20 protein-coding genes are annotated in these 21,982 nt (G+C 44.9%); all 20 read left to right on the top strand.

The window, feature by feature from the left end; genetic code table 11:
* The first annotated feature begins 45 nt into the window (after nucleotides 1-45).
* The 20 genes from AC3WTJ_RS06640 (at nucleotide 46) to AC3WTJ_RS06545 (ending at nucleotide 21,938) form a co-directional block, all read left to right on the top strand.
* Nucleotides 46-2,262: a hypothetical protein gene (locus tag AC3WTJ_RS06640; RefSeq protein WP_492521170.1), complete on the top strand. Its 2,217-nt coding sequence runs from the start codon at nucleotides 46-48 to the stop codon at nucleotides 2,260-2,262.
* Nucleotides 2,263-2,371: 109 nt separating this feature from the next.
* The gene (locus AC3WTJ_RS06635; protein ID WP_492521169.1) at nucleotides 2,372-2,668 is read left to right on the top strand and encodes a hypothetical protein; all 297 of its coding nucleotides are present in this window, start codon (nucleotides 2,372-2,374) and stop codon (nucleotides 2,666-2,668) included.
* Between the two features lie 106 nt (nucleotides 2,669-2,774).
* Nucleotides 2,775-3,512, top strand: coding sequence for a class I SAM-dependent methyltransferase (locus AC3WTJ_RS06630; protein WP_492521168.1), 738 nt, complete (start codon nucleotides 2,775-2,777; stop codon nucleotides 3,510-3,512).
* A 126-nt stretch (nucleotides 3,513-3,638) separates the two neighbouring features.
* On the top strand, nucleotides 3,639-4,619 hold the full coding sequence (locus tag AC3WTJ_RS06625) for a glycoside hydrolase family 43 protein (protein WP_157326530.1): 981 nt from the start codon (nucleotides 3,639-3,641) through the stop codon (nucleotides 4,617-4,619).
* A 162-nt stretch (nucleotides 4,620-4,781) separates the two neighbouring features.
* The gene (locus tag AC3WTJ_RS06620; protein WP_492521167.1) at nucleotides 4,782-6,497 is read left to right on the top strand and encodes a spore germination protein; all 1,716 of its coding nucleotides are present in this window, start codon (nucleotides 4,782-4,784) and stop codon (nucleotides 6,495-6,497) included.
* The gene (locus AC3WTJ_RS06615; RefSeq protein WP_492521166.1) at nucleotides 6,445-7,560 is read left to right on the top strand and encodes a GerAB/ArcD/ProY family transporter; all 1,116 of its coding nucleotides are present in this window, start codon (nucleotides 6,445-6,447) and stop codon (nucleotides 7,558-7,560) included. The genes AC3WTJ_RS06620 and AC3WTJ_RS06615 overlap by 53 nt, the downstream gene beginning before the upstream one ends.
* Nucleotides 7,541-8,755: a Ger(x)C family spore germination protein gene (locus tag AC3WTJ_RS06610; RefSeq protein ID WP_492521165.1), complete on the top strand. Its 1,215-nt coding sequence runs from the start codon at nucleotides 7,541-7,543 to the stop codon at nucleotides 8,753-8,755. Before AC3WTJ_RS06615 ends, AC3WTJ_RS06610 begins: the two co-directional genes overlap by 20 nt.
* Nucleotides 8,756-8,770: 15 nt before the next feature.
* Nucleotides 8,771-8,971 (top strand): CLC_0170 family protein, encoded by a 201-nt coding sequence (locus tag AC3WTJ_RS06605; RefSeq protein WP_492521164.1) that lies wholly within the window; start codon nucleotides 8,771-8,773, stop codon nucleotides 8,969-8,971.
* A 116-nt stretch (nucleotides 8,972-9,087) separates the two neighbouring features.
* Nucleotides 9,088-10,071: an aldo/keto reductase gene (locus tag AC3WTJ_RS06600; RefSeq protein WP_492521163.1), complete on the top strand. Its 984-nt coding sequence runs from the start codon at nucleotides 9,088-9,090 to the stop codon at nucleotides 10,069-10,071.
* Nucleotides 10,072-10,085: 14 nt separating this feature from the next.
* Complete coding sequence (locus AC3WTJ_RS06595) at nucleotides 10,086-11,354, top strand: ATP-binding protein (protein WP_492521162.1); 1,269 nt, start codon at nucleotides 10,086-10,088, stop codon at nucleotides 11,352-11,354.
* A 117-nt stretch (nucleotides 11,355-11,471) separates the two neighbouring features.
* Nucleotides 11,472-12,380: an alpha/beta hydrolase fold domain-containing protein gene (locus tag AC3WTJ_RS06590; protein ID WP_492521161.1), complete on the top strand. Its 909-nt coding sequence runs from the start codon at nucleotides 11,472-11,474 to the stop codon at nucleotides 12,378-12,380.
* Between the two features lie 101 nt (nucleotides 12,381-12,481).
* On the top strand, nucleotides 12,482-13,714 hold the full coding sequence (locus tag AC3WTJ_RS06585) for an aminopeptidase (protein WP_492521160.1): 1,233 nt from the start codon (nucleotides 12,482-12,484) through the stop codon (nucleotides 13,712-13,714).
* Nucleotides 13,715-13,732: 18 nt separating this feature from the next.
* Entirely contained in the window at nucleotides 13,733-14,341 is a 609-nt protein-coding gene (locus tag AC3WTJ_RS06580; RefSeq protein WP_492521159.1) for a TetR/AcrR family transcriptional regulator, read from the top strand.
* Nucleotides 14,342-14,365: 24 nt separating this feature from the next.
* Nucleotides 14,366-15,241, top strand: coding sequence for a GNAT family N-acetyltransferase (locus AC3WTJ_RS06575; protein WP_492521158.1), 876 nt, complete (start codon nucleotides 14,366-14,368; stop codon nucleotides 15,239-15,241).
* A gap of 99 nt (nucleotides 15,242-15,340) precedes the next feature.
* Nucleotides 15,341-15,688, top strand: a complete 348-nt coding sequence (locus tag AC3WTJ_RS06570; protein WP_492521157.1) for a hypothetical protein — start codon at nucleotides 15,341-15,343, stop codon at nucleotides 15,686-15,688.
* Nucleotides 15,689-16,202: 514 nt separating this feature from the next.
* Nucleotides 16,203-17,081 carry a methyltransferase domain-containing protein gene (locus AC3WTJ_RS06565; protein WP_492521156.1) on the top strand — a complete coding sequence of 293 codons (879 nt, stop codon included), beginning with the start codon at nucleotides 16,203-16,205 and terminating at the stop codon, nucleotides 17,079-17,081.
* Between the two features lie 538 nt (nucleotides 17,082-17,619).
* The gene (locus AC3WTJ_RS06560; protein WP_157326517.1) at nucleotides 17,620-18,666 is read left to right on the top strand and encodes a LacI family DNA-binding transcriptional regulator; all 1,047 of its coding nucleotides are present in this window, start codon (nucleotides 17,620-17,622) and stop codon (nucleotides 18,664-18,666) included.
* 145 nt (nucleotides 18,667-18,811) lie between these two features.
* Nucleotides 18,812-20,125 carry an ABC transporter substrate-binding protein gene (locus AC3WTJ_RS06555; protein WP_492521155.1) on the top strand — a complete coding sequence of 438 codons (1,314 nt, stop codon included), beginning with the start codon at nucleotides 18,812-18,814 and terminating at the stop codon, nucleotides 20,123-20,125.
* Between the two features lie 75 nt (nucleotides 20,126-20,200).
* Nucleotides 20,201-21,085, top strand: a complete 885-nt coding sequence (locus AC3WTJ_RS06550; protein ID WP_157326515.1) for a carbohydrate ABC transporter permease — start codon at nucleotides 20,201-20,203, stop codon at nucleotides 21,083-21,085.
* Nucleotides 21,086-21,098: 13 nt separating this feature from the next.
* Nucleotides 21,099-21,938: a carbohydrate ABC transporter permease gene (locus tag AC3WTJ_RS06545; RefSeq protein ID WP_492521154.1), complete on the top strand. Its 840-nt coding sequence runs from the start codon at nucleotides 21,099-21,101 to the stop codon at nucleotides 21,936-21,938.
* Nucleotides 21,939-21,982 lie beyond the last annotated feature (44 nt).

The raw sequence follows: 21,982 nt of genomic DNA, 5'->3' as shown, positions 1-21,982 counted from the left end.
GCTGAGTAATTTCTTGACTATTCTAAGCTACGGGAGGTAAACACCATGATTCGCAAATTGACAACACTTTCTTTGAAACATACGACCTTAGCCTTGTTATTGACTGGCAGTCTAACCGCTGCCTCTTTACCCATAGGTATGGCCCAAGCAGCAGGGGAAGCCGTTTATATTACTTCTGCTTCTTACTTTACAATCAGCCAGGCTGCGCTCTCGTCCTCATCGTTACAATTCGCGGTTTCCTTACATAATGGGGACCAAAATGCAATCGACTTCAATCAATATGGCGTGCGCGTCACCGATACGTCTGGGCATAGTTTTACAGCTAAATTGAGTGAAAAGAAGAGCGCCAGCGTTCTTCCCGGGCAGGATACGAGCTTCCGTTTCTACGCCAATTTGGCGGAAGGCGAATCCGCAGATCAGCTGAAGATCGACGTCTTCCGTTGGGATGCAGGGCAGGCTGATTTCATGAAACATCTGGGTCAACTTCCTGTAAGTTCTGCGCTTGGAGAGGGCCAAGTGACCGTGCCGGAAGAGATTATTAATCTTCATACTCTCGACAGCACATTAGCCAATGATGCTTCACTCGCTTTCCAATTAGGGCAGAGCGTTCGCGTTTCGGAGAATGGAAAATGGTATCTCTATACGCAAGTATCCGCGAAAAATCTCGGTTCCAGCAGCGTTAAACTGCCTGCTGCTCTTCAGTTCAGATTAGTAGATGCCAATGGCTTGAAATATGCTTCTACCTATGCGAACGGATCCAGTACAACGTTCCTTCCGAGTGAATCGGATACACTAACGTTAAAAACGCCTATCTCGAAACAAATGGCGATGTCTGGTGCATCGTTGGAATTTTATTACTTGAATCAAACTGAAGATGTGACGCTGGGGAACATGAGCCTGAATGCATCTCTCCAAACAACAGCGCTAAAAACGAAACAAGTGTACGGCGGACAACAAGACGGAGAGCAGATGACGGTCCAAGCGAGTTCGTCCCAGTACTCGACGCAAGCTGACGGCGTTCATGTGCAAACCGTTGTTACGTTAAGCAATGACGGCGAAGCGTCTGCTGCAATTCCATCTTTCATTGCGACTTACCAAGTTGGAGATTCCGGCACCGCATTGTCCGCAGCGGATAATACGGCTCGCTCGGCATTTTTAGCTCCGAAAGAAACAACGACCTATTACTTTAATGCAATTTTGCCGTCCGGCACTGATCCGAATGCGGCTCAGCTTGTCCTCTGGGAGAAGACGTCGGGCACGACGAATGCAGGAAGTGGAGGCAGCACGGGTAGTGCGGGGAATACGAACAGCACGACTAGCACAAACAGTGCCAGTGTGGACACAACGTCAACTACGGCTGGAACGAACGAGACGTCCGTTTCGGGAACTACTTCTGCGAGTGGCGGAACGACTGGGCAGATGCCAGTGGCGGTGTTCCTGCTGAAAGGCGCGAGCGAAGCCAAAAACGGATTTACGACAGCTGCAAGCTACTCGATTGGCAATAAGCTGACTTTAACGGATAATTCCATTGTGAATAAAAATGTAGATGTTTCGCTCGTCGAGCTGCATGCTCACGAAAATGATGATCTTGGCTACAAAACCGCCATCGCCAAATATAAGATTACAAATAACGGCTCTAACACGATTGCCTTGCCTGAGCTTCAAAACGAGCTGCTGGATAGCAGCGGCAATTCGTACACGGGCACACGCCAAAGCTCTGTCAACACGCAGCTTACGCCGGGCAGCTCTTATGTGGTTAGTTATTCCTATCTGCTTCCGAATCGCAAAACAGCGGACGATGAAGCTTTTGCGCTGAACATCTATGATGATAAATCAGTGTCCGAAGGCAAAGTATCACTCGGAACGTATCAGGTTGCTCTGCAGAAAGAGGATGAGGGAGACACGATTGATCTCTATCCGTTCTCATTGAAAGTGAATGATGAGTCAATCAGTTGGCTTTACAGCGGCGGTTCTTACTCTTATCAACTTAACCTTGATCTAGATATCACGCACGAGGATCAAGTCATCATTGACTCGAACTTCTCCACTATTGAGTTCGATATGGTGGATTCGCTTGGCCGCATCGTAGGAACTCAAACGTCCTCACTGGTCGGTACGGGCAAACTGACGAGCGGCAAGCAAAAAATTGTTGTCACTGGACTTAAAAACGAGCAAGTAGACTCGGGTGTCGTCGTCAACATGTACGAAGTTATTAATACCCCTAACGGGACAGCTAAACGACTGATTAAGCAATTCCATTAAGATTTGCAGTATGCAGCCTGAAAACGTTGAACCAAGCAGGCGTAAAAGGAAAACAGCCTTGTTTATAATGCCATGGAAGAAATCATTTACCTATTGGAGCGGCTCAAGAATGTCGATTTATTACGAGAAGCTGGGTTTCAAACCATTTGAGGGTTTGAAAAATGTGGGTGATATTACACTCGAAGGCATTAGCGAATTAAATCCGGAGTACATTTTTATCGGCAAAGATTACACGCATAGCAGTGAGATAACGCTGGAGGAACTGAATAATAATGCCGTGTGTAGTTCACTTTCTGCGGTTAAAAACAAGAAGTTGTTCGTCGTAGATACGGAGATTCTCGGGCCACTTGCTATGGGGCAGTTCAAAGGATTAGGGTATATGTCGAGTTTATTTCAATCTAAATAAAGCGTAAACCGAAAACCAATCATACTTGATATGATTGGTTTTTATATATTAGGCTAGTAGTAGTGTAAACGAAAAATATGAAGCCGACGGGAGCTAGTAGAAAATTATGAAACAAAACAAATATGACGATCACAGTTTTTTTGAAAAATACAGCCAAATGGCACGCTCGACAGGTGGACTGGATGCGGCAGGAGAATGGCCTGCACTTCGCGCGCTGCTGCCGGATCTTTCTGGCAAAGCCGTGCTTGATCTTGGCTGCGGATATGGCTGGCATTGCCGATATGCACGCGAGGAAGGAGCTCGCTTCGTTGTAGGCGTGGATCTTTCAGAGAAAATGCTGGAGCGTGCGCAAGAACTAACGGAGGATGAAGCCATCACATATCAGCGACTTGCGATTGAAGACATCGACTTTCCGGCAGGCCAATTTGATGTGGTGATTTCATCACTTGCCATTCATTATGTGGAACATTTCGACGACCTTTGTCATAGGGTTCATCATTGCCTCACAGAAGGGGGAAGCTTCATCCTCTCCGTCGAGCATCCGATGTTCACTTCGCGTGCTGAACAAGATTGGTTTTATGGTCCCCAAGGCGAACGCCTGCATTGGCCAGTAGACAATTATCAGGATGAGGGACTAAGACAGGCTAGATTTCTGGAAACAGACGTCGTGAAGTATCATCGAACGGTTGCCACCTATATGAATGCGTTGATCGATGCTGGATTCAGCATAACTAAGCTCTCCGAGCCTCAACCAACGCAAGAAGCATTGGACAAGTATCCGGAGATGAAAGATGAAACCCGGCGTCCCATTTTCCTTTTGATTGCAGCAACAAAACGCACCTAATAAGCTCATTTTCAATCCTTTCATGCCCAGCCATATAATTCTCTTGATTGTTAGGCGAACTTGGTTATAATAAAATATGTAAGTTTATACATTAAACAAACTAAGTTTAACGAGGAGAAAATGGACATGAACAAGCCTGCACAGCCTAAGGAACCTTTAGTTACGCATATTTACACGGCTGATCCATCTGCCCACGTATTTGATGGCAAAATTTATATTTATCCTTCCCATGACCTAGACCACGATGGACCTTCTAATGATAATGGCGACCAATATGCGATGGAAGATTATCATATTCTCTCCATGGACGATTTTAATTCACCTTGTGTCGACCATGGCGAGGCTTTGCACCTGAGAGATATTCCTTGGGCGAAGCAGCAATTATGGGCGCCAGACGCAGCGTATAAGAACAATACGTATTATCTCTTTTTCCCGGCTCGGGACAAAGAGGACATTTTTAGACTTGGCGTCGCTACAAGCTCAACGCCTGCTGGTCCTTTTACGGCTCAGGAAAATTATATCCCAGGCAGTTACAGTATTGATCCTGCCGTGTTCATCGACGAGGATAACAAAGCTTATATTTATTTTGGCGGACTATGGGGTGGTCAGCTGGAGAAATGGCAGACAGGAACATTCCTTCCTGATGCTAAAGGGCCGGCAGAAAATGAACCAGCCTTGGGGCCGAGGGTGGCTGTTTTAAGTGAGGATATGCTCACGTTCACGGACGAGCCGCAAGAAATCAAGATTGTGGACGAAGAAGGCAATCCAATTCTAGCAGGCGACGAGGACAGACGATATTTCGAAGGTCCGTGGGTTCATAAATACAATGGATATTACTATCTTTCCTATTCAACCGGGACTACACATTGTCTTGTTTATGCTATGAGCGAACATCCTCAAGGGCCGTATGTGTTTAAAGGTACGATCCTTACGCCGGTAATCGGGTGGACAACACATCATTCCATTGTTCAATTCGAGGATAAATGGTACTTATTTTATCATGATTGCTCCCTGTCAGATGGTGTTAACCATAAACGCTGCGTCAAATATACGGAATTAACGTATAACGCGGATGGAACTATCCAAACGATAGACCCTTATAAATAAACAAGTATTCCTATAAAACTGCTTCCTACGGTCTTGTAAGACTAGAGGGGGCAGTTTTTTTCATGCATAGAATCCCGATTTTGGATAAAAATACATGGAAGGAAATCAATGGTGCGAAGAAAGCTGCAATCATCTAATGAGATGTACAGGGGGCGTATTCGGATGACGATTTGGCAATGGTATAGGCGTCGAACAAGACCAGGCTCCCAAAGTCAACAGACTTCCAAGAATTCGCATGTCGAAACACCCGCACATCAGACTTTGGAGAAATATGCTGAAGCTACCATTAGCCATAAACTCGATGACAGCTTGGACTTCGTTCAGGGCATACTTGGCGACAATGACGATTTTATCATGCGCCGTTTTTGCATATGTGACGAGCATCCGGCAGCTGCTTTATATTTCGCTGATTTAATTGACAAACAACATTTGAACGATCATATATTAAAGCCCTTGATGCATACGACCTCGAAGGAATATCCGAGGGATGATAACCGTTCAATGAGAGATTATCTGTTGAACGATACCTTGTATTCATGTGAAGGCAGAACGGAAACCGAGCTGGATGAGATCATCCAAGCCATTGTAGAAGGGAAAACCGTCATCCTGGTTGACGGTCTGGCGGATGGTTTTGTTTTCAGCACCCGCCAAATTGACAAGCGTGCGATCTCGCAGCCGGAAACAGAGCAGGTGATCAGGGGAGCCCGGGAAGGTTTTATCGAAATATTGGGGACGAACTTGGCACTTCTCCGCTATCGGCTCCCGACACCGGATTTGCGAATAAAAACCATACGCATTGGGCGAGTTACGAAATCCAAAGTAGCCCTTTGTTATATTAATGGCATTGTGAACCCTGAACTCGTGGAAGAGGTGTTCAGACGTCTATCACTTATTGATATTGATGGCGTTTTAGATGCAGGTTATTTGGAGCAATTTATCGAGGATAATCATGTCTCGCCGTTTCCTCAGATTCAAAATACAGAACGGCCAGACAAGGCTGTCGCCAATTTGCTGGAAGGCAGGGTCATTCTGCTGGTAGACGGTTCACCGTTTGCTCTTATTTTGCCAACGGTTTTCAGTCAATTTTACCAAACAGTGGAGGATTACTCGGAACGGTATCTCTTGGTCAGTTTCATACGCCTATCCCGCCTCGTTGCGCTGGTATTTTCACTGATTTTTCCATCGTTGTATGTAGCTCTAATCTCGTTTAATCCGGAACTTATTCCAACGGAATTCGCCGTTGCGGTGGCAGGGGGAAGAGCAGGGGTACCATTCCCGTCGGTCATTGAAGTGTTAATCATGGAAATCTCCATGGAAGTTCTGAGGGAAGCGACGCTGCGGTTACCGCAACAAGTTGGCGGAGCCCTTTCTATCGTTGGCGTGCTTGTTGTTGGACAAGCGGCAGTAGCGGCAGGATTTATCTCACCGATTACGGTTGTTATCATTGCCTTAACGACGATCGGTTCTTTTGCAACACCGGCCTATAATGCAGCTTTAGCGCTTAGATTGTTACGATTCCCGCTTGTCATTTTGTCAGGAATTTTCGGTCTGTATGGCGTGATGATCGGATTAATTTTGATCGCGAACCATATGCTCTCCTTGCGTTCATTCGGCGTTCCCTACCTGAGCCCGATTGTACCTGGAAATTTCCAGGGGATGAAGGATACGCTGGCACGTTTGCCACTATGGTCGATGCCCAAAAGACCTGGGCTTTTACATACTCCTAATGACACTCGTCTAAGCAAATTAACGAAAGAAATGAGTGGCAAAGCACCAAATAATACGTTAGATCCATTGAAGGTTGGAGATAGGAGGAACGTAACCTATGGAGCATCCTCGCCAGATAACAGTGATTCAAGCCGCGATCATACTGATTAGCACGATTATTGGAGTGGGGGTGCTAGCTCTCTCACTCTTTGCTGTCCGAGCAGCTGATTCCGGGGCACCATTAGTTACTTTTCTCGGTTTAATGCTTGGTATAGCTGGTCTTTGGCTTCTAACAAAGCTCGGAATGCGATTTCCTGATCAAACGATTATTGATTACAGCAAGGATTTAATCGGCAAATGGACGGCTGGCGTATTCAGTATACTAATCATTGCCTTCTTTGCTTTAATTACTGCACTGGCAGCCCGGGAATTCGGCGAAGTCGTCGTAACGTCCGTTTTGATGAAAACTCCGCTTGAGGTGACAGTGATCGTCATGCTGCTGCTAGCCGCTGTTTCCTCACGCGCGGATATCACCACGTTTACCTATTTCCATCATTTTTATTTCCCGGTCATTGTATTTCCTGGATTATTAATTGTTGTGTTATCGCTTAAGAACGCGCATTTAGTCAATTTGCTCCCGATATGGGGGAATGAACCAAGCGGGATGTCTGGCGGCATCCTCACGATGGCAGCCTTATTTCAAGGCTCTTTCGTCATGACCATTGTCATACCTGCGATGCGCAGACCGGAGAAGGCTATGATTGCCGGCTATGTCGGGATGGGAATTTCAGGGGCTTTATACGTACTTATTGTCATTGCGACGGTTGGCGTCTTTGGATCGGAGGAAATAAAAAAATTGGTATGGCCAACCTTGGAATTAGCCAAAACAACTTCACTGCCTGCGAACATACTTGAGCGTTTGGATGGGGCGTTTCTTGCTGTATGGGTTACGGCGGTGTTTACAACCTTGCTGTCATCGTATTACTTAGCCATTTATTTTATCACTCAGCTCTTGCGACTCAAGGATCACAAAATGTTCACCTTCTTTTTAGTTCCTTTTATTTATGTGATGGCTATGTTTCCTCAAAATTTGCTGCAGATGTATGAAATCATTCAAGTTGTTGGCCGCTGGGGATTAATCATCACAGTGGTATATCCACTTGTCTTATTTGTAGTGGCATTGATTCGTAAGAAAAAAAGTCGGGGTGATCAACTTGTGGCAAAATCTGATTAAACAGATTCTTGTTGTCGTGTTGATGACCCCTTTGCTTACAGGCTGCTGGGACCGCCTTGAAATCGAAGATCGTGCGGTGGTATTAGCCATTGGCATCGATGAAGCAAAGCCGGGAGATGAGATAGAAACCAGCAATGCGACACATCTTCTTAATCAGGGAACCTCAAAAAAGGGACTTATTCGTATCACCGTTCAAATTGCGGTACCGGGTCGCATTCCACTCGGAACAGGGGGCGACACAGGAGGGCCAGCTGCTCAAAAACCAGTTTGGGTATTGACCAGCGTAGGAAACACGATTGAAGATGGTTTAATGAACTTGCAGCAGCAGCTCGCGGATCGGTTGTTCTTTGGCCATTTAAGGGTCATTGTTCTGTCGGAAGCGGTTGCCAAAAAAGGGATTCAGAATGAGAATGATTTCTTTCGCCGTCAGCCTCAAGTTCGGAGAACAGTGTGGATGGTTGTTTCCAAAGGAGCCGCAGCAGACATTATGAATGCTACTCCGCAATTGGAACGCGTACCGTCCTTATATTTGCTTGCCACCTTGGAGCATGCCAGAGAAATGGGCAAGCTGCCTAACATTTTCTTAGGTGTTTTTTTCAGTGCCAGTTCGGCTAAAGGTCAAGAAGGGACGATGCCATACTTGGAGCTTAAGAAGGAATCGAATATCGAACTTGCTGGAATGGCTTATTTTAAAAATGATAAAATGGTGGGCACCTCAACAGCTCTCCAAATAGGCCACTATATGGCTATTAAGCAATTAAACCCCGGCGGTTACAGCATCCTTCAGGAAATGCCGAATTCTCATACAAACGTTATTTTCAAAACCACACATCGGAAATCGAAAATAACAACAACAATCAAAAATGGGAAAGTGTTTGCGACGATTAGATGCCAAGTCGAAGGGGATTTAACGGAAAAATCGGATGAGAAGGTACTCGTGACGAAAAATAATTTGATCAAATTGGAAGAGAAGATTCAAAAAGACGCCGCGGAGGGATTTAAAGATTTCATCCAGCAGACACAAGAAGATGGCAGCGACATTTTCGGCTTTGGAGAATTTGTACGTGCGACGCAACCAAGCTATTGGAACAAGGAAATTAAAACCAAAGAAAAGTGGGAGAGCCAATATAAAGAGATGAACGTGGAAGTCTCGATGCGCGTCAAGATTAGACGAATTGGCACGAAAACGAAGTAAGGAAGGATTCGGCCTATGATCACCTTTAATAATTACACAGTTTTGCTGCTGCTGGTCTCCGGACTGCTTGTCTTAGTTTTCGATGTGAGAATTTATAAGAAAGCAAACTTGCAGAGGGAAAAAAAAAGCGCTCTTTTTACCGGATGGTTGAATATATCCTTAGGGGTTCTTTCCTATTTGGGCTACTTTGTTTATGAAAAATGGTTCTGGAAATAAGCGCGCACAGCCGTCTCGGTGTTATTCTTCAAAAGAGGGAAATAGGAGATATATGGAGAATATAGACATGCTGCACTTTGTACCAAAGCCACAATTACGAGGAGGGGGAATTAGCAATGAAATACCGTCAACTAGGTGATACGGAACTTAGCATTAGTGAGGTTAGCTTTGGCACATGGGCCATCGGTGGGAGCTGGGGACTATCTAACGATGATGAAGCCATTAAAGGCTTGCACTTGGCTATGGAAGATGGGGTTAACTTTTTTGATACAGCCGATGTTTATGGATCGGGGCATGCGGAAGAACTGCTGGCCAAAGCAACTAGAGGAAAAGAAGATGACATTTACATAGCAACAAAGTTTTGCCGCGCTGGAGATATCTATGATGCAAAAACGTATTCAGAGGAAACGGTTCGAGCGTATTGTGAAGACAGCTTGAGAAGATTGAATCGGGAAAGAATCGATCTCTATCAAATTCACTGTCCACCGTTAGCCATTTTGAAGGATGGTCACGTTTTCGAAGTGCTGGACAAGCTCAAAGCGGAAGGCAAAATTCGTCATTACGGCGTTAGCGTCGAGACGGTGGAAGAAGGTTTGTTCGCGCTGAGTAAGCCAGGAGTCAAGGCGCTGCAAGTGATTTATAACCTGTTCCGGCAAAAACCGGCGGAAACTTTATTTCCGCAAGCGCAAGCTGCGGGGGTAGGGATTCTGGTCAGACTTCCGTTAGCCAGTGGCCTGCTGACCGGGAAGTTCACAGAAACGAGCACATTTGCTGCCGATGATCACCGGAATTTCAATGCGGATGGCGCACAGTTCAACGTTGGCGAGACGTTTGCCGGGCTTCCATTTACTAAGGGAGTGGAGCTGGCAAGGGAACTGGCATGGATCGCGGAAGGCCGCGGCAACATGGCGCAAGCTTCTATGCGCTGGATTTTGGACAATCCGAATATTACCTGCGTGATTCCGGGATTCAAAAACGAACGCCAAGTTGCTGATAACCTCGGCACGGCGAAGACAACATCTTTTTCCGAGGAAGAAATGGCGCGACTTCAAACTTTTTATGAGGACAGGGTGAGAGACTACATTCGGGGGCCTTATTAGAAGATGATGTTTCTATGATTGATTTTTTTAAAGACTTTATATTAAATATCTTCTTGATTTTCTCTCCGCTTGTTGTTTATCCCTATTTGTACAAATTTCAAAGTCATAGCATGAAGTATCGGCTGTGGCTTTGCTTTTTTTTCACAGCAGCCATTGGGTTCGCGATGTCCATTCCGGTTAATTTGAATGGTTTGGTCTATGATTTTCGATCCATTCCACTGATTGTCGGATCCCTGTATGGCGGAATTTATGTGTCGATGTTTCTGTATGCGGCAATTATCCTAGTCCGTTATCTTCTCGGAAATCCAAATAATTTGATTTATTGCGTTTCGTTTATTCCAACCATTATTTTTATCGTCTTGCTGCTAAAAAGATATCGACAAATGCGTTTAGTCCATAAAATGATTTCTGCCGTCATTGTTTGCGTAGCGGTTAAAATTGTTAGTTTTCTCATTTATTTAACGAGTATTGGTAAGATGGAGCTTTTTACTGCCAATCTCATCTCCTCCTCCCAAACCTACATTCTGCAGAGTGTGGTAATCGCCGTCTATATTTATCTAATCGAGTTTCAAAAGAAGTACATTCATATGCAGGAAGACGCAGTCCATGGTGAGAAAATGAGGATTGTCAGCGAGATGGCGGCGTCGGTTGCCCATGAAATCAGAAATCCGCTCACGGCCGTTAGAGGGTTTATTCAACTTATGGGGGTACCTCATTTGGCCCCATCGAAGCTCCAATTTTATCAGCAAATCTCACTGGATGAATTAGAGCGGGCACAAATCATTATTAGCGACTACTTGGCCATCGCAAAGCCTGAACCTGAGAAAGACGAGCTGATCCTGATGAAGGATGAAGTGCAATATATTTCTCAGGTGTTATTAACGATTGCCAATTATAACGATGTCAAAATTGAAGTGATCTTGCAGGATGAACAAATGTATATTCAAGGGGATCGGAATAAGCTTAGGCAGTCGCTGATCAATATTGGGAAAAATGCCATTGAGGCGATGTCGAAAAGCGGTGGTGTTTTGGAAATTGGGCTAAAAGAGCAGACCGATAAGATTATGATTACAATACGTGATAACGGGATTGGCATGACGAAGGAACAAATTAGCCGATTGGGTACGCCGTATTTTTCCACCAAAGAGAAAGGCACTGGCTTGGGTACAATGGTCTCATTCAGTCTTATTCGAGCGATGAAGGGGAAAATACATATTACCAGCGAAGTAGGCAAGGGGACGGAATTTGAAATATCATTCCCAGCGGTTCCGCGAGGATTGTGACAAAAGTCGAATAACAGTTACTTAAGGGGCTCGCCATTGGCAGCTCTTTTTTTGTTTATATTCACTTAAAAATTGTCCCGTATAGTTGATCGCAAGACAACATAGGAGGCGGACACAATGGCAAAAGAAAGCATACAAAGCCGGTTCATTAAAGCTGGATTACGATTCATACAAGTCAATGCCATATGGAAAAAGACAGGGGAAGCCCTTCGAAGCGAAGTAGGAAATAGGCAGCATAAAGAAAGTTATGAACCGCCTAAGAATATGCTTAAAAAGTATGATTGCCACAACTATGAAGCAAACGGTCATGCTTATTATGTCGTGAAACCTTTGGAATCAGTGGCAGGAAACAAGCATATCTTCTATCTGCACGGCGGTGGCCATGTGCTCAAAATCACCTCGCTGCACTGGGAGTTTATAGGGTATTTAATTGATTCGTTACACTGTACGGTCACGGTTCCGATGTATCCTCTTGCGCCAGCGCATAGCCACAAGGATGTTTTTGAGATGCTCGTCCCTCTGTATCGCCAAGTGTACGCGGATGTTGAGGAACGAGATATCGTTATGATGGGAGATTCGGCCGGTGGCGGGATGAGCTTGGCTTTGGCACAATTCCTGCGGGAGAAGGGGCTTAAACAACCAGGGAATATCATTTTGATCTCCCCTTTGCTGGATATGACCTTCAGCCATCCCATGATAAAAATGATCGAGAAACAAGATCCGATCTCAGCTACGCCGGCGCTGCACGATATTGCCAAGTGGTATGCGGGCGAAGAAAGTGTGAAGCACTATTTGGTTAGCCCAATTTACGGGAATTTCCATGACTTGGGAAGGATCAGCGTGTATATCGGAACGCATGATATCTTATATCCTGATGCGAATAAATTCAGTAAACTCGCTGGCATGCAGGGTATTCCCATAAATTATTATGAATACCCGTCTATGCTTCATGTCTGGCCGTTATTTCCTTGTCCGGAAGCCAAGCAAGCACGGGAACAGATGATGCATACGATTCGATCGACTTAACAATTTTTTAACAAATTCGCTTGACAGTTAAAACGATTTGGATTGATAATAAAAACGACTGTGTAGTCATTTTAAAGAGAGAATAGATGAGGAGGATTTCAATGACTAAACGCCATGATCAATTAGTTAAATATGCGTCTTTGGCTATACAACTGGGAGTTAATGTGCAGCCGGGACAAACACTAGTCATTTTCGCACCTCTAGTATCGGTGGATTTTGTACGCTTATTAGTCAAACGCGCCTACGAAATAGGGGCAAAGCTTGTCTATGTGGAATGGGCTGACAGTGAAATTACACGCTTGAAATATGAATTGGCGCCATTTGAAGCGCTACTTGAATACCCGATGTGGCAAGCCAATGGTTATGAAGAACTAGCAAGCCAAAATGCCGCTTTCCTATATGTTTCTGCCAATAACCCGGATCTGATGAACGGTATTGATCCCAAACGGCTTCAAACCGCCAGCAAAACATCAAGCACGGCAACCCAAGGGCTAACGATGGCAAGATTGACAAACAAAGTCAGCTGGACGATCGTCGCTGTGCCAACTCCAGCTTGGGCGGATAAAGTTTTCCCGCTCCTCCCGGAAGAGGAGCGGGTAGATGCGTTATGGAGTGCCATCTTCCAAGCAACGCGGGTCCAGAAAGATGATCCGATCGAGGAATGGAGGAATCATGCCCGTACATTACTAACCAAATCCGATTTGCTGAATGAGAAGCAATATAAGGCGCTTCATTACCGCGCGGAAGGTACGGACATTACGGTTGAATTGCCTCAGGACCACTTATGGGTATCGGCCGGCAGCAATAATCAGCAGGGAGATCGCTTTATCGCAAATATGCCGACAGAAGAAGTGTTTACATCTCCCTTACGCACTGGTGTAAAGGGTACCGTAAGAAGCACGAAGCCGCTAAGCTACAACGGTGTTCTTATCGAAAATTTCTCTCTGACTTTTGAAGAGGGAAGGATCGTTGATTTTGCAGCGGAAAAAGGCGAAGAAATGCTGCGCACTCTCGTTGAGATGGATGAAGGATCTCATTATTTGGGGGAGATTGCACTTGTTCCGCATCGCTCGCCGATCTCGGATATGAATCTCATTTTCTACAATACCTTGTATGATGAGAACGCCTCTTGCCATTTTGCCATCGGTCGGGGATTCCCGTTTTGCTTGAAAGACGGCGTGACCATGAGTGGAGAGGAGCTGCTGAAACGCGGCTTGAACGAAAGCTTGACGCATGTAGATTTTATGATGGGTTCGGCCGATATGGACATCGACGGGATTAAGATGAATGGCGAAGTTGAACCGGTATTCCGCAAAGGGGACTGGGTCATTTAATAGAAAAGGAGGAGCAGCATGTCACCGAAAGTCACGCAAGCCTACAAGGAAGAGAAGAAGGCCGTCATTCTTGAGGGAGCGCTCCACTGTTTTACGGAGAAAGGCTTCCAGGCTACGACGATGGATGATATCGTACGGCATTTGGGCATTAGCAAAGGCGCTATTTACAGCTATTTTGCCAGTAAAGAAGAAATGTATATTCAGATGGCTGATGATAAAATGAATGCCATGCTGGAGAACTCTACAGAAACCTTCAAGAGCATGCCTAGCGCAGCGGATCAAATCCGTTACATGTACAACCGATTTCGCAGCCAATCGCTGGCAGAACTTCGCAAATGGATAGCCTTTCATTTGGAATTTATGCTGTATGCAGCACGCCAACCCGAATTAACACAGCGATGGAATGAGTATGCGGACAAAGCCTTAGTGTTCATTAAGGAAATCATGGATGGCGGCAAGCTTACAGGCGAATTTCGCTCGGATTTGGATAGCGCGGCAGCTTCCCGGTTATTCTGGTCCATTCGGGATGGCCTCGCTCTGCATTACATGTTAAGTGGCGAGGAAGCCGACTACAAGCGCACAATTGATGATATGGAGAGTATGATGTTCCGCTATATCACGGGGTAATCCTTTGAAGGGAAGAGGTAGGCAATGTTTTTCAGAAGAATGAGCGAAATGTCCGCCGAAGATATGGTAGCGCTATGGAATAAAGGCTTCGAAGGGTATTATCTCAACAGTTCGCTGGACATGAGCAAATTCATGGCAAGAACCGTTCATGAAGGTCTCTCCTTGGAGCATTCGTTGGTATTGTTTGAAAATGAAGAGCCGATTGGTTTCGTCATGAACGGATTTCGCGCCATTGAAGGGAAAAAGGTGGCGTGGAACGGTGGTACCGGAATTGTCCCTGATTACAGAGGTAAGGGATACGGAAAACACTTAATGCTTAGAAATTTGCAATTATATCAAGAGCAGAGTGTGGATAGCGCCTTGCTTGAAGCGCTTGTTCAAAATGAAGCTGCGATTAAACTTTACCAGAAGGTCGGCTACGAGATTACTGAACAGCTTGTCTGTTTGCAGCATACGGGCGAGATTAATGTTAACCTGCTGGAATCAAATCTCCCAGAAAGATATACGTTACGTAGGGGACATCCCGTTGAAGTTAATGCGGTGCCATTCAATAGGCCGGTGTCTGCCTGGCAGACACAATGGCCTAGTATGAAAGGCGGCGAAAGCGTAATTGTAACGGCCTCTGAGGAAGTGGTAGGTTATGCACTTTTCAAGCGAGTTTATGCGGAGAATGGCAGTTTGGCATCGATCGTCCTTTATCAATGTGAAGCACGTCCGGGACGCGAGGATGAAACGGAGATTCTGAAAGCGGCTTTAAGGGAAGTATACGCACCACTTGCCTCTTCATGTACGCGATTGACGTTGAATATCAGACATTCCAATGAAGGGTTAAATGAACTGTTAGCTGGATTAGGCTTTACCTCTTTTGTCGATCAAGTACATATGCTGCATCATATTTGAAATCTGCCGGCTTGGAACATGTGAACGTGACGTATGAGTTGGGCATGGGGCGCATATGAATCGTTATGGGCAGAAAACGATGAATGGAGGGGGTACCCCATGTCTTTTTTTGACAAAGTCAAACAAGGTGCAACGGATGCCGCGAAGAAAGCTCAGCAAACCGTTGAGCTGACGAAGCTTAAAGCGCAAGTCTCTTCCAAGGAGAAGGAGATAGAGAAATTTTATAATCTCATTGGAGAGTCCGTGTATGCCGCTTATATGTCGGGAGATATTGCCAGTGCCGGCGAGATCGTCGAGAGATTCAGCCTTGGCATCGACGCGGTTAAGCAAGAAATTGCCGTATTGGATCAAAAAATCATTGAACTTCGCAATGAAAAAGAATGCGTTTGTGGAAAAGTCGTTGTGGCCGACACGAAGTTTTGTTCATCTTGCGGCCATCAGTTTTGAGGAAAGTGGAGACAGTCTGTTGAGACTGTCTTTTTTGTTGCGGGTGCAACATTAACCCTGACGGAACAACCCCGTCAGGGTTTATAAGCTAGCTACTTCACCACCCTTCTTCCTTCCAGTCACATAAATGCACGATATAGCCAGCTTCCACCTTCCAGTCACATAAATTCACGATACAATCAACTTCCTCCTCAGTAGCACACGACAAATTTCATGAACCTAGCGAGAATTCCGCTAAGGAGATTTTAGAGGAACTGTGGTCCACTATTTGCAGGTGAATCAGCTTATTCCTTGGTGAGCGGGAACTGCAGGCTCTTATTTGGCCTCAGAGTCACGGTTTTCGGATGAAATCAGCAGAATAGGGGATCGTAGTTCCCCTGGCAGATGGAAGAAGTATTTTTTCAGAGGATTAGCGGACTGTAGTTCCCATGACATGCAGGGATATGCTGGGTCATAGGGAATTAATGTAAGTGGAATGCCAAGCAAGCGACAAATAAAAGCAAAGGAGTCCTAAATGTCCGATTATGAATGGGATAACAAAATTGAATATTTAAGAAATACAAGAGATTTGTACTACAACGATGACTATTTGGAGTTTTTAGTGAAGTCAGTCTGGAAGATCACTCAGCCAGTGAACGTCGTTGACTATGGTTGCGGCTACGGATTTTTGGGGCTGAAGCTGTTACCGCTTTTGCCCGAAGGGTCCACCTATACGGGGATTGACAAAGGAAAAGAGCTAATTAACACAGCAAGGGAAATCTTTGCAAGGCTGCCTTTTACAACAAATTTTATCGTAGCAGATGTTGAAACGTTAGCGATCGACAGAAAATATAATCTGGCGGTCTGCCATGCGTTATTATTGCATCTGTCAGACGCGAAGAAGTTACTCGACAAGATGATCGATTGCGTGAAGGATGAAGGGATGGTCATCTGCTTCGAGCCGCATTGGATTGCCAACATGTCTAACTACAGTTTGCAAGGTTACGATCAAAGCCAAGTGATCCGCTTGGGAATATTGCAAAAACTATTTGAGCAGGATACCAAAAGTAACGGAAAAGACGGAAATATCGGGATAAAAATACCCGAATATCTAAGCGAATTAGGTTTAACAAACGTGCAGTGCAGACTAAGCGATAAAGTTAATTTTCTAGATCCGAGTGCGGAGCCACAAAAGAGACAACGGCTGTACAACTCCTTGAGAGAGGAAGGGATTGGCGGTTTTCCAGGGGAAGAAAGCAAGTTTATACGCAATTTGATGAACCGAGGGCTGACAGAGAGCGAAGCGCAGAGTCAATACGAGGCGGAGTACTTATTTTCAAAAATGTTCAACGAGGATTCGGTACTAACCTACGCTCCTAACATGAAGATTTCATTCGGTTTAGTGAAACGATGAGCACAGAAAGCAAAAAGCTTTTTAAAAAACCTGTGATCGTTGGGGCAATCGGATGGGCTGTCATACTTTTGTCAATTTCTACTTGCTATCTTATTTGGTTATTTGGCCAATATGCGATCCTCTACTTCTGCGCATTTTTATTTGCAATTTTCCTTGTGGTTTGGTCGATAGTTTCTATTTTTGGTATAATACAGAGTTTATTGGATTTCAAAGAATTAAATTTTTTGAAACCTTATCTCCATCCAGCCGAAATGAACAAGTGGAAAAAACTGTTTGTTTTGGGACTTCTCGCAAATTTATTATTAATTCTGTGCAACAGCATGTTAATTTTCTGCCTATACAAACTATGGCAAAAGGTTTTTCCGTAAAAGAGAATACCAACCAACCATGTCAGAATTGTGCCGAAAAACAAAAATAAGAATTCTCATCGTAACTATATTGACACTATGTAAGGGGATACATTAATATGTAAGCATGCTCAGGAAAACGTTTGGGCAAGAATTTGGATCACGGTTTTGGATAAAAAGGAGCTGTCACTATGCCTACACTTAAGGATATCGCTGATTTAGTGGGCGTCTCCATTTCAACAGCCTCGCGAGTGGTTAGAAATGATACAAGCAGGCATATAAATCCGGAGACGAGGGCCAAAGTTTGGGAGGCCGTTCGCCAGCTCGATTACACACCGAACGAGTCAGCACGCCATCTTGTGAATAAGCAGAAGACCGAGAAGAGACAGACTAAACAAATCGGCTGCATTATTCAAGCGGCACGACTCAATGACGATCATCCTTACTATTCGCCGATTATTACGGCTTTTACGAAAAAGATTTTGGAGTCAGGCTATTCATTAGCCTTCATTCATACTTCGGACGAGCTCGCGGACGATGCTTTGCTTCACCGCTGCATCCATGATATTCAAGTGGACGGCATCATCATCGTTGGCGAAGTCGGGCCGGCCATTCTGGATTATTTGCAAAAGGTAGAGGACCTAGCCTTAATTGGCATTTGTACGATTGGGACTGAGATTACGATGGTGGACTACGATCGTATCCACGCTGCCAAATCCGCTGTTGATCACCTCATTGCGCAGGGCCACCGTTCTATCGGATTTATCGGCGGGCCAGGACATACGGGAGAGCTCAACAGTGAAGAAAGGTTCCAAGGCTACAAATTCGCGATGTATGACGCCGGCATTCCCTTACATAAAGACTGGGTGATAGACACCCGTTGGGAAATTGACCGCAGTTACGAATACGTGAAAGAGCAATTGAAACGGACCGACGTGGAGCGCCCAACGGCAATCTTCTCAGCAAGCGATCAGTTGGCGATTCCGGCTATGCGCGCTGTGATCGAAAGTCAGCTGCGAATTCCGGAGGATATCGCCTTCATCTCGATGGATAATATTGATTTTGCGCAATACACGACGCCACCGTTATCTTCGGTGCATGTGCCGAAAGTGGAAATCGGTTTGACAGCGGCTGCAACCTTGTTGGATATGTTAAAAGGAGAGCAGCTGGCGCTATCCAAAGTACTGCTGCCACATAAAATTATTGTGAGAGAATCGTCCACATTTGCTAGAAGCTAATTTTTTTTATTACTCAGGATAACGTTATCCTGAATTTGGCGCCAAACTATTTTATTACGTCAAGGAGGTGAAATCAGCTTTTACGGGTTCCATTTTTAGCAAGGTCATGTTTCTTTCACAAAAATTAAAAAAGGGTGATTGCGAAATGGTAAAGAATACAAAAAAAATCGTCTGCTTAACTATGTTGATGTCTTCAATGGTTGTTGCAAGTGCTTGCGGTAATTCCTCTTCCTCTAATCCCGTCTCATCCGGTGCGCCTGCAAATGATGCAAAAGCAACAGCCGCCGCCAGCGGTGAGAAAGTAACCATTACTTATGGCGGTTGGGGCCTGGATACGATGACGGAGGTTATCAAAGCCTTTCAAGCCAGTCATCCGAACATTGAAATTAAAGCAGAGAATACACCGTATAAGCAATATTTCACCAAATTGGAAACAGCGGCACAAGGCGGAACGATGCCTGACGTGCTATGGATGAACGGTCCGAATTTCATTAAATACGCGGAAAATAAAATGTTGTTGGATTTGACCGAAAACATTAAAAAGGACCAAGTTGATCTCAAAAATTATCCGACATCACTGGTTTCCCTTTACAGCCTTAGTGGTAAAAACTATGGAATTCCTAAGGATTATGACACGATTGGACTATGGTACAACAAGAAGCTGTTCGATGAAAAAGGAGTTGCCTATCCAGACGCAACTTGGGATTGGAATAAGCTAACGGAAGCTGCGAAAAAGCTTACCGATCCTGGCAAAGGCATCTACGGCTTCGCAGCACCAATGATGAATCAAGAGGATTACTACAACACGATTCTTCAAGCCGGAGGCAACATTATTTCCGATGATCACAAGAAATCGGGTTATGATCAGCCGGAAGCGATTGAAGGTTTGAAATTCTTGACGGATCTCATTCAAGTTCATAAAGTATCGCCTACATTGGCGCAAATGACAGAAACGGCACCTTCGGATTTGTTTACCTCCGGCAAGCTGGCGATGTATTTTGACGGTTCATGGGCAGCTTTCATGATTAATCAGAATGCCGATATGAAGAACAATGCCGATGTGGCACCACTTCCAAAAGGGAAAAAACAAGGCGTTGTTATTCACGGCTTAGGCCATGTCATCTCCGCGAATTCCAAGCATCCGAAAGAAGCATGGGAATTTGTGAAATTCCTTGGCTCGAAAGAGGCGGCAGAAGTTGCCGCTAAGCAAGGCGGAGCGATTCCGGCTTTCAAAGGCTCTGAAACAGCTTGGTTAGCAGCATTCCCGCAATACCACGCCAAAGCGTTCATCGATATGACGGAGTATGCTTCCCCTTATCCGGTTTCCAAGAATACATCCGTATGGACAACTTATGAAACTGAGATTTTGAAAAATGCATGGACAGGAGATAAACCGGTAGCTGACGCAGCCAAAGAGCTCGGCGCCAAAATGAATCAAGCGCTAGCTGCAGAAAAATAAGCTTTCGGTGCGGAGGTTCGTTTGCAAGTGGAGCGAATCTCCCTCCTAACTACACTCATGGGAGCGTGAGTACTCATGCGAATCAGCTCGAAACGCCGGTCCGATTGGATGTGGGCGTACATCATGATCACACCTTTAATGCTCGGTTTGCTCGTTTTCTACATTTGGCCCGTGTTTCAAACGTTTTATTTTTCATTCACGGATTGGGGTTCATTCGGCAAGTATACATGGTCAGGATTGGCGAATTATAAGCAGCTTTTTACAGATAAAGATTTGCTATACGCCTTTCGAAATACGGGAATCTACATTATAACGGCTGTCCCGGTCGGCATTATTTTATCCATTATCTTAGCTGTTCTGCTGAATCAAAAGGTAAAGGGGTTATCGGTATATAGAACCCTGTATTTTCTCCCTGTCGTTACAATGCCTGCAGCGGTAGCCATGGTGTGGAAGTGGTTGTACAATTCCGACTTTGGACTCATTAACTATGTACTCAGCAAATTGTCCATTACAGGGCCGCACTGGCTGACGGACAATCGAACGGCATTATTATCTATCATTATCGTAGCCATTTGGAGTTCCATTGGCTCGCACATGATTATCTTTTTATCCGGCCTACAAGGCATCTCGGAGTCTTATTATGAAGCCGCATCGATCGATGGGGCAGGTTCTTTTACCAAATTCACGCGAATTACGATGCCTCTTTTAACGCCGACGATTTTTTTCGTCATGGTAACGTCTCTCATTGGTGCGTTCCAGGTATTTGATTACATTTATATGATGGTTGGCGAAATTGTTATGGAATCTACGCAGTCGATTGTATTTTTATACTACAAATACGGGTTTCTCAAAAATGCCAAGGGGTACGCCTCTTCCATTGCCGTCATGCTGTTCGTCATTATCATGATCATTACGTATATTCAGATGAAAATTCAGAAGAAATGGGTTCACTACGAATGAGAGGGGCGAGTGTATGAATACGAAACCATTCAATCAGAAATCGCTTCGAATCGGCGGAATCCATCTTATCCTCATATTGGGTGCAATTATCATGGTTACGCCATTTATCTGGATGTTTCTTACATCGGTAAAAACATTAGCAGAGTCAACGGCCATTCCTCCCGTTTTGCTGCCAAAAGCTTTTCAATGGAGCAATTATGCGAAGGTTTTTGTAAACTTGCCATTCTTTACTTTCTATTGGAATACATTCATAACAACTTTGGTTAAAGTGATTGGCCAGTTGATTATCTGTTCGTTAGCGGCATATGCTTTTGCAAGGATAGCTTTTCCGGGGCGCCACTTCTTTTTCATCCTGATGTTGTCGGTCCTCATGGTTCCTGGGCAAGTATTTCTCATTCCGCAGTATATGATTATGAAGGATCTCGGCTGGTTGAATTCATTGACAGCACTAATTGTACCGGGTCTATTCAGTGCTTTCGGGACCTTTTTGCTGCGCCAATTTTTTATGACGCTGCCTAATGAATTGGAAGAAGCCGCGAAGCTGGATGGTTGCAATCAGTTCCGAATCTATTGGCAAATCATGATGCCGCTTGCAAAATCCGGGATGATTGCGTTAGCTATTTTCACCATGTTGTGGTCGTGGAACGATCTGATGTGGCCGCTCATTGTCAACTCATCGCCGGATAAAATGGTATTGTCCGCAGGAATCGCCTTCCTGGAAGGGGAGCACAAAACGAATTATACGATCATTATGGCAGGCTCCATGATGGCGATTTTGCCAATGATCATCATTTTCTTCGTTTTCCAACGTTCTTTTATTCAAGGGATCGCATTCACAGGAAGCAAGTCTTAATCATTGGCATATATTAGCCTATCGTTATCATTATCGTTATAGAC

This window comes from Paenibacillus sp. FW101-FHT12H11, assembly GCF_058790355.1.
This window is presented reverse-complemented; position numbering and strand designations above follow the sequence as displayed.

Bases quoted from the DNA above. Each gene is read 5' to 3' on its own strand.
- AC3WTJ_RS06640 (WP_492521170.1), top strand. From the start codon at position 46: ATGATTCGCAAATTGACAACACTTTCTTTGAAACATACGACCTTAGCC.
- AC3WTJ_RS06635 (WP_492521169.1), top strand. From the start codon at position 2,372: ATGTCGATTTATTACGAGAAGCTGGGTTTCAAACCATTTGAGGGTTTG.
- AC3WTJ_RS06630 (WP_492521168.1), top strand. From the start codon at position 2,775: ATGAAACAAAACAAATATGACGATCACAGTTTTTTTGAAAAATACAGC.
- AC3WTJ_RS06625 (WP_157326530.1), top strand. From the start codon at position 3,639: ATGAACAAGCCTGCACAGCCTAAGGAACCTTTAGTTACGCATATTTAC.
- AC3WTJ_RS06620 (WP_492521167.1), top strand. From the start codon at position 4,782: ATGACGATTTGGCAATGGTATAGGCGTCGAACAAGACCAGGCTCCCAA.
- AC3WTJ_RS06615 (WP_492521166.1), top strand. From the start codon at position 6,445: ATGGAGCATCCTCGCCAGATAACAGTGATTCAAGCCGCGATCATACTG.
- AC3WTJ_RS06605 (WP_492521164.1), top strand. From the start codon at position 8,771: ATGATCACCTTTAATAATTACACAGTTTTGCTGCTGCTGGTCTCCGGA.
- AC3WTJ_RS06600 (WP_492521163.1), top strand. From the start codon at position 9,088: ATGAAATACCGTCAACTAGGTGATACGGAACTTAGCATTAGTGAGGTT.
- AC3WTJ_RS06595 (WP_492521162.1), top strand. From the start codon at position 10,086: ATGATTGATTTTTTTAAAGACTTTATATTAAATATCTTCTTGATTTTC.
- AC3WTJ_RS06590 (WP_492521161.1), top strand. From the start codon at position 11,472: ATGGCAAAAGAAAGCATACAAAGCCGGTTCATTAAAGCTGGATTACGA.
- AC3WTJ_RS06585 (WP_492521160.1), top strand. From the start codon at position 12,482: ATGACTAAACGCCATGATCAATTAGTTAAATATGCGTCTTTGGCTATA.
- AC3WTJ_RS06580 (WP_492521159.1), top strand. From the start codon at position 13,733: ATGTCACCGAAAGTCACGCAAGCCTACAAGGAAGAGAAGAAGGCCGTC.
- AC3WTJ_RS06575 (WP_492521158.1), top strand. From the start codon at position 14,366: ATGTTTTTCAGAAGAATGAGCGAAATGTCCGCCGAAGATATGGTAGCG.
- AC3WTJ_RS06570 (WP_492521157.1), top strand. From the start codon at position 15,341: ATGTCTTTTTTTGACAAAGTCAAACAAGGTGCAACGGATGCCGCGAAG.
- AC3WTJ_RS06565 (WP_492521156.1), top strand. From the start codon at position 16,203: ATGTCCGATTATGAATGGGATAACAAAATTGAATATTTAAGAAATACA.
- AC3WTJ_RS06560 (WP_157326517.1), top strand. From the start codon at position 17,620: ATGCCTACACTTAAGGATATCGCTGATTTAGTGGGCGTCTCCATTTCA.
- AC3WTJ_RS06555 (WP_492521155.1), top strand. From the start codon at position 18,812: ATGGTAAAGAATACAAAAAAAATCGTCTGCTTAACTATGTTGATGTCT.
- AC3WTJ_RS06550 (WP_157326515.1), top strand. From the start codon at position 20,201: ATGCGAATCAGCTCGAAACGCCGGTCCGATTGGATGTGGGCGTACATC.
- AC3WTJ_RS06545 (WP_492521154.1), top strand. From the start codon at position 21,099: ATGAATACGAAACCATTCAATCAGAAATCGCTTCGAATCGGCGGAATC.